This window comes from Ruegeria sp. BA2 (genome assembly GCF_056539605.1).
Map to the genome: position 1 here is coordinate 178,600 of NZ_JBQFVE010000003.1, position 11,860 is coordinate 190,459.

Consider the following 11,860-nt stretch of genomic DNA (forward strand, 5'->3'; position numbering starts at 1 on the left):
TTCTTAACATACAGAAAACAAAAGAAAAAATATGTCACTTTTTCTCTACCGCTTTGCTTAAGCGATGCAAAATAGCGGCAAATGAGGCGAAATTGCCCCAATTCGATTGGTTTTTCTGGTGTTGTCGGGTGCTATGATGTTCAAAATGCTTCAAAAGATAAGAAATCGAGGCAGGCAAATGTATTTCCGGGACGCAATTCTTTGCGCCGGTGCGGTGGCGTTTCTGTTTGCGGGTGTGATTCCGGTATCCGCGAATGAGCCAGAGCCGCGAGGCGTCTATAAGCGTATCAAAGCGCCCAAACCGGGTACGCGCCCAAGGGTGACGATTCAAATCACGCCCGAACAACACGCGGCATCGCCTTCGGCACCCAGCACAGGTGCCAAGCTGGAGGTGCCCGAGGTTACGGCGCCTGCAAAGGTACCTGCACCGGTGCCCCCCAAGATCGCTGGGGCAACGAAGCCGGTGGGGACTTACAAGGCATTTTGGAACAGAGTGTCACCTGATCTGGCGCAGGCAAGCGCGGGGCGGCTCAGAGAAGCGGTTCAAGCACTGACCGCAACGGGGATCGCTGCGCCCCGTCTTCAGGCGCTTCAAGACATTGCCGAGAAGCGTGGCGTGGATATTCTGCGTTCGACTGTGGGTACCAATGTCTCACCGGCCTTGGTGCTGGCCGTCATTTCAGTCGAGTCGGCTGGGCGCACCGAAGCGGTAAGCTCTGCCGGTGCACAAGGATTGATGCAGCTGATGCCGGCGACGGCCGAGCGGTTCGGAGTCAAAGATAGCCTCAAACCCGAGCAGAACATCGAAGGTGGCGTCAAATACCTGCATTGGCTGATGGAGGAATTCGACAACGACCCGATTCTCGTATTGGCGGGTTATAATGCGGGTGAGGGGGCCGTGCATAAACACAGCGGTGTGCCACCTTATGCTGAGACCCGAGACTATGTGCCAAAGGTTCTTGCAGCATTTCAGGTCGCCAGCGCCTTGTGCACGACAACGCCCCAGTTCGTTTCGGACCCCTGCATCTTCCAGACATCGAACTGAAAAAAGGCCCGCGTCACAGCGGGCCTTCTGGTTCATCGGCTCCAGATCAAGCGACGATCGTGGCCTGAGTTGCAGTCCGCATCTCGTCTTCGCTGACGCCCTCGGCCAGTTCAACAATCTTCAGGCCGCCTTGGACAACATCAAGAACGCCCAGATTTGTGATGATGCGATCGACCACACCTTGACCGGTTAGTGGCAGCGTACATTCCTTCAGCACTTTCGAATCGCCATGCTTGTTGGTGTGATCCATGACGACGATTACGCGACCGACACCGGCGACCAAATCCATCGCGCCGCCCATGCCTTTGACCAGCTTGCCGGGAATCATCCAGTTGGCCAGATCGCCTTTCTCATCAACTTCCATTGCACCCAGGATAGCAGCCGCGATTTTGCCTCCCCGGATCATGGCAAACGAAGTTGCGCTATCGAAGTAAGACGTTCGAGACAATTCGGTGATCGTCTGCTTGCCGGCATTTATCAGGTCTGCATCCTCTTCACCCTCAAACGGGAAGGGGCCCATGCCCAGCATTCCATTCTCGGACTGCAGTGTGATGTCCTTGTCGCCCACATAGTTCGCCACCAGCGTCGGAATACCGATGCCGAGGTTCACATACATACCGTCTTCCAGCTCTTCCGCCGCGCGTGCAGCCATCTGATTGCGGTCCCAGGGCATTATGCGTCCTCCTTCTTGCGGGTGGTGCGCTGTTCGATGCGCTTTTCGTGGCTGCCTTCAATGAGGCGGTGCACATAGATGCCGGGCAGATGGATCGAATCTGGGTCTAGGGAACCGCGAGGAACGATCTCTTCCACCTCGGCCACACAGATTTTACCGCAGGTCGCAGCGGGCACGTTGAAATTGCGGGCGGTCTTGCGGAACATGAGGTTCCCGGTGTCATCCGCTTTCCACGCCTTCACGATCGCGAGGTCGGCGAAGATGCCTTCCTCCATGATATATGTCTCGCCGTTGAAGTCTTTGTGCTCTTTGCCTTCCGCGATGACCGTGCCAACTCCGGTTTTGGTGTAAAAGCCGGGAATGCCAGCACCGCCTGCGCGCATCCGTTCAGCCAGAGTGCCTTGCGGATTGAATTCCAGCTCAAGCTCACCGCTCAGATACTGCCGCATGAATTCTGCGTTCTCACCGACATATGAGCTGATCATCTTTTTCACCTGCTTGGTCTGCAACAGGATACCGATGCCGAAATCATCAACGCCTGCATTGTTCGATGCAAAAGTCAGGTCCTTGGCGCCCGACGCTTTGATCGCCTCAAGCAACATCTCCGGAATACCGCACAGCCCAAAGCCGCCGGCGGCAATCAACATGCCATCCGAGATCACTCCATCGAGCGCCTCTTCGGCATTGGCATAGATTTTCTTCATGGAAAACTCCCCCAATGACATGGTGTTGGGCCGAGTTGTGCCGCCACGTCACGGGGAAGTCAACGAATCCAAGGAGCAGGTGGTATTTCTACCTAACCCGCCTTATTAGTGGTTTTCTTGGCAGCGGCTTTCTTCTTAGGGGCTGCCTTTTTCTTTGTGCCTTTCTTGGCCGCGCGTTCGTTGACCAGTTCAATGGCCATTTCCTGCGTCACGTCCTCGGGCTTGATATCCTTGGGGATGGTTGCGTTTACCTTCTCCCATTTGACATAGGGCCCATAGCGCCCGTCCAGGACTTGCATTGCACCGCCATCGGGATGCTCACCCAGCTCTTTGAGCGGTTTTGCTGCCGCGCGCCGCCCGCGCCCTGGATTGGCGCGCTTTTCGGCCAGCAGTTCGACGGCGCGGTTCATGCCGATTTCAAACACATCGTTCGGGTCTTTGAGATTGGCATAGACCGGCTTGGCCTCGTCAGCCAATTGATGCATCAGATATGGTCCAAAGCGACCAAAGTTCGATGTGATCATACCGCCCTCAGGATGCTCTCCGATTTGGCGGGGCAAGGACAGCAGCGTCAAAGCCTTGTCCAGATCCATGTCATCCTTGCTCCAGCCGCGTGGCAAGGATGCGCGCGGGGGTTTCTTGTTCTCAGGCGTCGGCTCGCCCCGCTGAACATAAGGGCCAAAGCGGCCGGATTTCAGCCAGATCTCATCACCCGCATCTTCGCCCAACAGGCGTTCATCACCTTCTGCGCCTTCGCCCGCGATGGGCCGGGTATAAGTGCATTCTGGATAGTTGCCGCAGCCCACGAATCCACCCGTGCGCGAGGTTTTCAGGTGCAACTGACCTACGCCACATTTTGGGCAAACCCGCGGATCTGACCCATCCTCACGCGGAGGATAGAGTTGAGGCGCCAGCGCCTCGTCCAGCTTGTCCAGCACTTCAGAAATGCGCAGCTCGGACGTCTCTCCAATCGCGGCAGAGAAATCACGCCAGAATTTGCCCAGCAGGTCCTTGTAGTCACGATCGCCTGCGCTGACGTCGTCAAGCTCTTCTTCCAGATTGGCGGTGAACTCATAACCCACATATTGGCGGAAGAAATTCAGCAGGAAGATCGTGACGATTCGACCCTTTTCCTCGGGGATCAACCGATTCTTGTCTTTGCGCACATATTCGCGGTCCTGAATCGTGGTCACGATCGAGGCATAGGTCGAGGGCCGCCCGATCCCCAGCTCTTCCATCCGCTTGACCAGAGTGGCTTCGGTATAACGCGGCGGTGGTTGGGTGTGATGCTGCAGCGCCAGAACGGATTCGTTGTCAGACAGGATCGCGGCCTTGTCCGAGTCACAGGTGGCCTTCGCGTACTGATCGCGCAGCGATGTTTTGGCAAAGCGTGCCGGGTCGCCCTGCATGATCTGTGGCAAACGCTTGTCATCATCGTCAACCACGTCATCGCGGCCTTCTTCGTAGACGCGCATGAAGCCATCGAACAACACAACCTGACCGGTGGCACGCAAACCGACCTGACCGTCCGTGCTGGTGATGTCAACCGTCGTCCGCTCGAGCCGCGCGGCGGCCATCTGGCAGGCGATGGTGCGTTTCCAGATCAGATCATAGAGCTTGCGCTGATCCTCATCCGTGACTTTCAGTGCTTTGGCATCGCGCGACATATCCGTCGGGCGGATACATTCATGTGCTTCCTGCGCGTTCTTGGCCTTGTTTTTATAGATGCGAGGACTGTCAGGTACATATTCCGAACCATAGCGATCTGCGATCGCATCACGGGTGGCGGCCACAGCCTCGGGTGCCATGTCGATGCCATCTGTTCGCATATAAGTAATGTATCCCGCCTCATAGAGCCGCTGGGCCACCTGCATCGCATGGCGTGCACCCATGCCGAACTTGCGGCTGGCTTCTTGCTGTAGGGTCGACGTCATGAACGGGGCGGAGGGGTTGCGTGCGGCGGGCTTTGCCTCGACCGATGACACGCTCAGATCACGGCTGGTGATTGCCTGAACTGCCAGCTCAGCCTGCGTTGCGTTGGCCAGATCGTGCTTGTCCAGTTTCTTGCCGGCCAGAGTGATTAGACGCGCTTCGTAGGTTTGCCCGCGCGGCGTTTCAAACACCGCCTTGACCGACCAGTACTCTACTGGTTTGAACGCTTCGATCTCCATCTCGCGCTCCACGATCAGGCGAAGGCAGACCGATTGCACACGACCTGCGGACTTGGCGCCCGGCAGCTTACGCCACAAAACCGGCGACAGATTGAACCCCACCAGATAGTCCAGCGCGCGGCGGGCCAGGTAGGCTTCGACCAGTGGCATGTCGACCTCGCGCGGGTTCTGCATTGCCTCGGTCACGGCATCTTTGGTGATCGCGTTGAAGGTCACGCGGCTGACCGGCGTGTCTTTCTTGATCGAACGGCGCTTGGTCAGCGCCTCCTGCAAGTGCCAACTGATCGCCTCGCCTTCGCGATCGGGGTCGGTTGCGAGGATCAGCGCGTTGTCTTCTTTCAGTGCGTCGGCAATGGCTTTGACATGCTTGCGGCTGTCATTCCCGACCTCCCATTTCATCGAGAATTCATGCTCGGGATCGACCGAACCGTCCTTTGGCGGCAGGTCCCGCACGTGGCCATACGAGGCCAAAACAGTGTAGTCGGGCCCAAGATACTTATTGATTGTTTTTGCTTTGGCCGGAGATTCTACAACAACTACAGGCATTTAAGAGGAATCCTCGCTCGACGTATTTCGCGCTTTATATGACCGTGCAAAATGTGTGGGGCAAGATCGAATTGTCAATGCGTTCCTTTTGGCAGCTTTAAATGTGCTGACTTCGGTCCAGATTCGAACCAAAGGATCGGATGTCGGAGTGAACGCACCAGACCTTCGGTAGGTCAGGCACAAAGCGACAATAACCCTCCTGGCTGCCGCTGAATTTTTCCGTCAAGTTCCAGATCAACCAGCACAGGGCCGATTTCACCGGCAGTGGCGGCGATATCCCTGATCAACTGATCTTCGGCGATCGGAGAGGGGCCAAGACGCGTCAGAATCGCTTCATGCAAGGCCTGCGGTGTTTGTTCGACCGATCCTGTTGAGCGCTCAAGTGACATCGCCTCTTGGGCGACAAACATTGGTTGTTGTTTTGGCAAAGCAGCAATCACGTCTTCGGCATTTCGAACCAGTGTCGCTCCGTCCCGGATCAGCAAATTGCATCCAGCAGCCCGCGCGTCAAAAGGATGCCCAGGAACCGCCAAAACCTCTCGCCCTTGATCCAATGCGTCCCGGGCGGTGATCAGGCTGCCGGATTTTGCTGCGGCTTCGACAACGACCACAGCCTGCGCCAGGCCCGAGATAATGCGATTGCGGCGCGGGAAATGCCGCGCTTGTGGTGTCGTACCCATTGGCTGCTCGGACAGGCGAAGGCCGGTTTCGGCAATATTGCGCGCCAGATCGGTATTCTCGGCCCCACCTGCCATCACTGCAACCGTTCCCGTCGCCAGCGCGGCCAGATGTGCTGACGTGTCGATGCCACGCGCAAGCCCTGAGACTACAACAAACTCCTGCTTGCCCAGATCGCTGGCCAGTGCCCGCGCCATGCGCGCGCCCAGCGAAGAGCAGTTGCGCGCACCGACCATGGCAATCATCCGGCGCTTCAAAATGGTTGGATCTCCGATCGCCCAAAGCATCGGGGGGGCATCTGAAAGGTCACATAGTGCTTCGGGATAGTCAGCGGCCCCAAGGCACAAAAGCCGCGCTTTGGCGGCTTTTGCGGCCTTGAGCTCCGCCTCAATCACACCAGGAGGACAGGTTTCATACCCTTCGATCCCGGCAGCGCGCGCCATTTCAGGCAGCGCGGCCAGCGCGTTCTGCGCCGAGCCATACTCGCGCAGCAGGCGCCGAAACGTTGCCGGGCCAACTTTGCGCGAGCGCAACAGACGGAGCCACGAAAACCGGTCCTCTTCCGTGGTGGGTGGGAGTGGGGGGTGATAGGAAGAAAGCTGCTCTTCGGTCATCCGATGCTCCGCCTGATTGCAAAACTGGTTTACGGTGCAGCGGGTTAACAGCCTGTGAATCTCAGAAAATTAGATGTGTATTTGTCCTTCCCTTGTTGCAGCTGAAAGGGTATGCCTCAGAAAAATAACGAGAAAATCCGTATGAATTTTCTTGGCCTGCAATTCCAAAGTCGAGCAATCGGCACCACCTGAAGGGTGCATTGTTAACTTTGTGCACCTGCTTTTTCCTAGCGGGGCGACTCAAGTGGCAGAACCACCAACAGTTAGCCCATCCATCAAAACGGTAGGTTGACCTACGCCCACTGGCACCCACTGACCGTCCTTGCCGCAAGTGCCCATGCCTGGATCCAGCGCCATGTCATTGCCCAACCCCCGGATGCGCTTCAGCGCCGACGGGCCATCTCCGATCAGCGTCGCGCCTTTGACGGGTGCGCCGATCGCGCCGTTCACAACCCTATAGGCCTCGGTGCAGGAGAATACGAATTTGCCGTTGGTGATATCGACTTGACCACCGCCGAAACCCACAGCCCAGATACCGTCTTTGATATCGGCGACCAGCGAGGCCGGGTCGGCCTCACCCCCCAGCATGATCGTATTGGTCATGCGCGGCATTGGCTTATGAGCATAGCTCTGCCTGCGTCCGTTCCCGGTGGGCGCAACACCCATCAGCCGCGCATTCTGACGGTCCTGCATATAGCCGGTGAGGACGCCATCCTCGATCAAAACGGTGCGCGAACTGGGCGTTCCTTCGTCATCTACCGAAATCGAGCCGCGACGATCTGCAATCGTGCCGTCATCCACAACTGTCACACCTTTCGAGGCGATCTGCTGCCCCATCAGCCCCGCAAATGCCGAGCTTCCTTTGCGGTTGAAATCACCTTCAAGCCCGTGGCCAATAGCCTCGTGCAGAAGAATTCCTGGCCATCCCGGACCTAGTGCAACTTCCATCACGCCCGCAGGGGCAGGGATGGCATCCAGATTGACCAGCGCAATCCGTAGCGCCTCGCGCGCCTTGTCCTGCCAATCGGCGGGGTCTATCAACCCGTCCAGCCCCACGCGGCCTCCGCCTCCGGCTGATCCGCTTTCGCGCCGCCCGTTCTGCTCGACGATGACCGAAATATTCAGGCGTGTCATCGGGCGTACATCGCGCACCTGCACACCATCAGGGCGCAGAATTTCGACCTCTTGTACGGCTGCGGCGATTGTGGCGCTGACCTGCACAACCCGAGGGTCGAGGTCACGGGCAAAGGCATCTATCTCGCGCAGAGTTTCAATCTTGACCGGGAAACTGGCGGATTCGATTGGGTCTTCATCCGTATATAGCCGCGTGTTGGTGGCCTGCGGTGGCCCGGCCAGCACCCCGCCGCCGTCGCCCACAGCCAGCCGAGCGGTTTCGGCGGCGCGTTTCAAAGAGGGAATCGAAACATCCGTTGAATGGGCATACCCGGCCACTTCACCTTGAACCGCGCGCAAACCGAATCCCTCGGAGGCATCGTAAGAAGCCGTACGCAGACGCCCGTCATCGAATACCAGTGACTCGGATTTTCGCCGCTCGACAAACAGCTCTCCGTCCTCGGCGCCATTGGTTGCAGCCTGCAGCACGGCAAGCGCTTCGTCCTTGGGAAGAACGCTTTCAAAGGGGCGAAACGGGGCTTGAGTCATAGGTCGTGACCTTTCGGGTTTGATCCAGATCAAAAATAGCGTCTGTTTGACGCAAGCATTTTGCTTTATCTACCCGACGGAATATGGTTTTTAACGCGGCCAAAGACAACGGGAGAGGTGCGACCGATTCACACCTTTTCGCCAGAGACGCAAAGATCAAACGATCAGGACAGAAAATGAAGAATGCTTTGATGCTTTCCGGGCTTGCTACGGCCCTCTCCAGCCTTCCCGCCATGGCTCAGGAGCTTGAGATTATTGGCAAGCCGGTTCCCGGTGGTGTTGGCTTTCAGCCCGCGGCGACTGAGCTTGCAGATGGGATTCAACGCCTGGACAACATGATTCTGGTGATCATCACAGTGATCTGTCTGCTGGTCGCCGGTCTGCTGGTCTATTGCATCGTACGCTACAATCAGCGCGCCAATCCGACGCCGGCGCGATTCTCGCATTATACTCCAGTTGAAATTGCGTGGACTTTGGGCCCGATCCTGATTCTGGTCTTCATCGGGGCATTCTCGCTGCCGGTGCTGTTCAATCAGCAGGAAATTCCCGAAGGCGATATCACGATCAAAGTTGTCGGCAACCAATGGTACTGGACATACGAATATGTCGATCACGACTTTGCCTTTGACAGCTATCTGCTAGGCCACCCCGCCACCTTGGACGAGGGCACGCGCCCGGCTGATGCCGATGTCACGCCGTTTGTTCTGGACGATGCGATGCGTGCCAAGCTGGCTGACGCGGGCTATAGCGAAGATGAATGGCTGCTGGCCACTGACACCGCCGTAGTTGTTCCGGTTGGAAAAGTCATCGTGATGCAAGTTACCGCATCTGACGTGATCCACTCCTGGACCATTCCTTCGTTCGGCGTGAAGCAGGACGGCGTGCCCGGCCGTTTGGCCGAGCTGTGGTTCGAAGCCGAAAAGGAAGGCGTCTATTTCGGCCAGTGCTCGGAACTGTGTGGCAAGGACCACGCTTATATGCCGATCACCGTCAAAGTGGTCAGCGAAGAAGCCTATGAGCAGTGGCTGCAGGGCGCTCTGGAAGAATATGCAGGTCAGCCTGCAACCTATCAGGTGGCCTCGAACTAAGCCGTTCTCGGCCTAGGTAAACACATGCGGGCTGCGCGGGTATCGCGCAGCTTTTGCCCCGAAAAGGACCAAAGATGAGCGACGCAAGCTTCAATGCCAGCACCGTTTCCGCGCAGACCCGCGCGGACGAGGCCAGCTTTGGCGATTACTTCGCCCTGCTGAAGCCGCGCGTGATGTCGCTGGTCGTTTTCACGGCTTTGGTTGGCTTGCTTGCAGCTCCTGTCCCCGTACATCCCTTTGTCGGCTTCTGCGCCATCCTGTTCATTGCAATCGGCGGTGGGGCATCCGGTGCCCTGAACATGTGGTGGGATGCGGATATCGACCGTGTGATGAAGCGTACCAAGGGGCGTCCGATCCCGTCCGGCAAGGTTGAAGAGGGTGAGGCACTGGCATTGGGGCTGGCGCTGTCCGGTCTGTCGGTGATCATGCTTGGGCTTGCCACCAATTGGTTCGCCGGGGCGTTTCTGGCCTTCACCATATTTTTCTATGTCGTTGTCTACACGATGTGGCTGAAGCGCTCGACACCGCAGAACATCGTGATTGGCGGGGCTGCCGGGGCGTTCCCACCTGTCATCGGCTGGGTTGCGGCTACGGGGACGATGTCGATCGAGCCATGGCTGATGTTCGCGCTGACCTTCATGTGGACCCCACCTCACTTCTGGGCGCTGGCTCTGTTCATGCGCTCGGACTACGACGATGCGGGCGTGCCCATGCTGACCGTCACACACGGTCGTCGGGCAACGCGCTGGCACATTCTGGTTTATACTGCACTGCTGGCTCTGCTGGCCGTGGGTACTGCGTTCTCGGATATCGGCGGTCCGATCTATCTGGTTGTTGCGCTGGTTCTGAACGGATTGTTCCTGCGGGGCGCGTGGAAGATTTCACGCCGGACCGAAGACGATTCAGAGGCTGACAATTTCAAGGTCGAGCGGAGCTTTTTCAAACTGTCGCTCCTGTACCTCTTCCTGCATTTTGGCGCGATTCTGGCCGAGGCTCTGCTGAAACCCTATGGTTTGGGAGGCTGGTCATGAGCCTGCGCAAAAGCCATGAACTGCATCAACGCCGCTTCAGCCGCAACCTTGGTGTCGGTCTTACTCTGGCTGCGTTTATCGTAATCATTTTCGGCCTGACCGTCGTCAAAGTATCGGGAACCGATTTCAACATGGCGACGCAAGAGGTGCAGAACTGATGGCGCTTACGGGTCCTCAGAAAACGGTCGTCCAGACCGTGGGCGTTGTCATTTTGATGGGCAGCCTCGCATGGGCGGCTGTGCCTTTTTATGACTGGTTCTGCCGGGTCACGGGATTTGGCGGCACAACTGGCGTGGCCGAAGCCGCCCCCGATGAGATTCTAGATCGGACCATCACAGTGCGCTTTGATGCTTCGAAAGCCAAAGGCATGGGGTGGGATTTCAAGCCGGTCGAGCGCGAGATGGAAGTTCGCATCGGTGAGACCGGTCTGGCCTTCTATGAAGCTTACAACCCAACCGATCGCCCGATTGCAGGACAAGCGTCCTATAACGTGGCGCCGTATTCGGCTGGTGGATATTTCCAGAAAATCGCCTGTTTCTGCTTTGAAGAGCAGGTTCTGCAGCCCGGTGAGCGGGTTGAGATGCCGGTGACGTTCTTCGTTGACCCGGAGATGGTCGAAGATCTGGAAGCCAAGTATGTGCATACGATCACTCTGTCGTATACATTCTATGAAATTGACCTGCCCGAGGGCTATGCCGCCCTGGACGTGCAGGCAGAAACAAACAAGAACTAACGCCTGTAGGTGAGGGACGCTGATGGCACACGCAAAAGACCATGATTATCACATTCTGAACCCGTCGATCTGGCCACTGGTCGGCGCGGTCTCTGGCTTTGTGATGCTGTTTGGGGCCGTTCTGTGGATGCACGGGGTCACCCCGTGGATCTTCTGGATGGGTATGGTCGGTGTTCTGTACACCATGTTCGCCTGGTGGTCCGAAGTTGTGGTTGAAAGCCGTCAGGGCGATCATACGCCAGTCGTGCGTATTGGCCTGCGCTATGGCTTTATCCTGTTCGTAATGTCCGAGGTGATGTTCTTCTTCGCCTGGTTCTGGTCGTTCTTCAAACATCGCATGTATCCGATGTACGACTATGCCGGCACCGAGTACATCCAACCGGATATCCACGCGGTTGACCCGTTCCACCTGCCGCTGATCAACACGCTGGTGCTGCTGCTTTCTGGCTGTGCGATCACTTGGGCGCACCACGCGCTGGTGCATGACAATGATCGCAAAGCGCTGATCAACGGTTTGGCCATCGGCATCGTCCTTGGCATCGCCTTTACGGCGCTGCAGGCGTTCGAATATTACGAACTGCTGGCGCATGAGGGCTGGGAATTCGGTGGCGACCAGTTCTACTCGAATTTCTTCATGGCAACCGGTTTCCACGGTGCGCATGTGATCATCGGTACGATCTTCCTTTCGGTCTGCCTGATCCGAGCGCTCAAAGGGGATTTCACACCCGAGAAACACGTGGGCTTTGAGGCTGCGGCCTGGTACTGGCACTTCGTCGACGTTGTCTGGCTGTTCCTGTTCTTTGCCGTTTACATCTGGGGCCAAGCTCCACTGTTCTGAGACAGAACGTGATCCAATTGCAAAAGCCGCCCCATGGGGCGGCTTTTTCTCTATCTGGGGCGCAAGATTGCGCCCCG

11 protein-coding genes are annotated in these 11,860 nt (G+C 57.3%); 6 read left to right on the forward strand and 5 right to left on the reverse strand.

The window, feature by feature from the left end:
* The first annotated feature begins 178 nt into the window (after positions 1-178).
* Positions 179-1,045, forward strand: coding sequence for a lytic transglycosylase domain-containing protein (locus ACR0NN_RS08385; protein WP_170721097.1), 867 nt, complete (start codon positions 179-181; stop codon positions 1,043-1,045).
* A 46-nt stretch (positions 1,046-1,091) separates the two neighbouring features.
* Here the strand turns inward: ACR0NN_RS08385 and ACR0NN_RS08390 are convergent, their stop codons facing one another.
* The 5 genes from ACR0NN_RS08390 to tldD form a co-directional block, all read right to left on the reverse strand.
* Positions 1,092-1,718, reverse strand: coding sequence for a 3-oxoacid CoA-transferase subunit B (locus tag ACR0NN_RS08390; protein ID WP_170721095.1), 627 nt, complete (start codon positions 1,716-1,718; stop codon positions 1,092-1,094).
* Positions 1,718-2,422, reverse strand: a complete 705-nt coding sequence (locus ACR0NN_RS08395; RefSeq protein WP_170721091.1) for a CoA transferase subunit A — start codon at positions 2,420-2,422, stop codon at positions 1,718-1,720. The genes ACR0NN_RS08390 and ACR0NN_RS08395 overlap by 1 nt, the downstream gene beginning before the upstream one ends.
* Positions 2,423-2,514: 92 nt before the next feature.
* Positions 2,515-5,139, reverse strand: a complete 2,625-nt coding sequence (gene topA / locus ACR0NN_RS08400) for a type I DNA topoisomerase (protein ID WP_170721087.1) — start codon at positions 5,137-5,139, stop codon at positions 2,515-2,517.
* Positions 5,140-5,312: 173 nt separating this feature from the next.
* A complete protein-coding gene (gene dprA / locus ACR0NN_RS08405) occupies positions 5,313-6,431 on the reverse strand; it encodes a DNA-processing protein DprA (protein WP_480684401.1) in 1,119 nt (372 codons plus the stop codon).
* A gap of 240 nt (positions 6,432-6,671) precedes the next feature.
* The gene (gene tldD / locus ACR0NN_RS08410; RefSeq protein WP_170721076.1) at positions 6,672-8,093 is read right to left on the reverse strand and encodes a metalloprotease TldD; all 1,422 of its coding nucleotides are present in this window, start codon (positions 8,091-8,093) and stop codon (positions 6,672-6,674) included.
* A 176-nt stretch (positions 8,094-8,269) separates the two neighbouring features.
* Between tldD and coxB the strand changes: the two genes are divergently transcribed.
* The 5 genes from coxB (at position 8,270) to ACR0NN_RS08435 (ending at position 11,783) form a co-directional block, all read left to right on the forward strand.
* Entirely contained in the window at positions 8,270-9,181 is a 912-nt protein-coding gene (coxB, locus tag ACR0NN_RS08415; protein ID WP_170721073.1) for a cytochrome c oxidase subunit II, read from the forward strand.
* Between the two features lie 74 nt (positions 9,182-9,255).
* Positions 9,256-10,212 carry a heme o synthase gene (gene cyoE / locus ACR0NN_RS08420; protein WP_170721070.1) on the forward strand — a complete coding sequence of 319 codons (957 nt, stop codon included), beginning with the start codon at positions 9,256-9,258 and terminating at the stop codon, positions 10,210-10,212.
* A complete protein-coding gene (locus ACR0NN_RS08425; RefSeq protein ID WP_170721067.1) occupies positions 10,209-10,370 on the forward strand; it encodes a hypothetical protein in 162 nt (53 codons plus the stop codon). Before cyoE ends, ACR0NN_RS08425 begins: the two co-directional genes overlap by 4 nt.
* Complete coding sequence (locus ACR0NN_RS08430) at positions 10,370-10,945, forward strand: cytochrome c oxidase assembly protein (protein ID WP_170721064.1); 576 nt, start codon at positions 10,370-10,372, stop codon at positions 10,943-10,945. The genes ACR0NN_RS08425 and ACR0NN_RS08430 overlap by 1 nt, the downstream gene beginning before the upstream one ends.
* Positions 10,946-10,967: 22 nt before the next feature.
* Positions 10,968-11,783, forward strand: coding sequence for a cytochrome c oxidase subunit 3 (locus ACR0NN_RS08435; protein WP_170685968.1), 816 nt, complete (start codon positions 10,968-10,970; stop codon positions 11,781-11,783).
* Positions 11,784-11,860 lie beyond the last annotated feature (77 nt).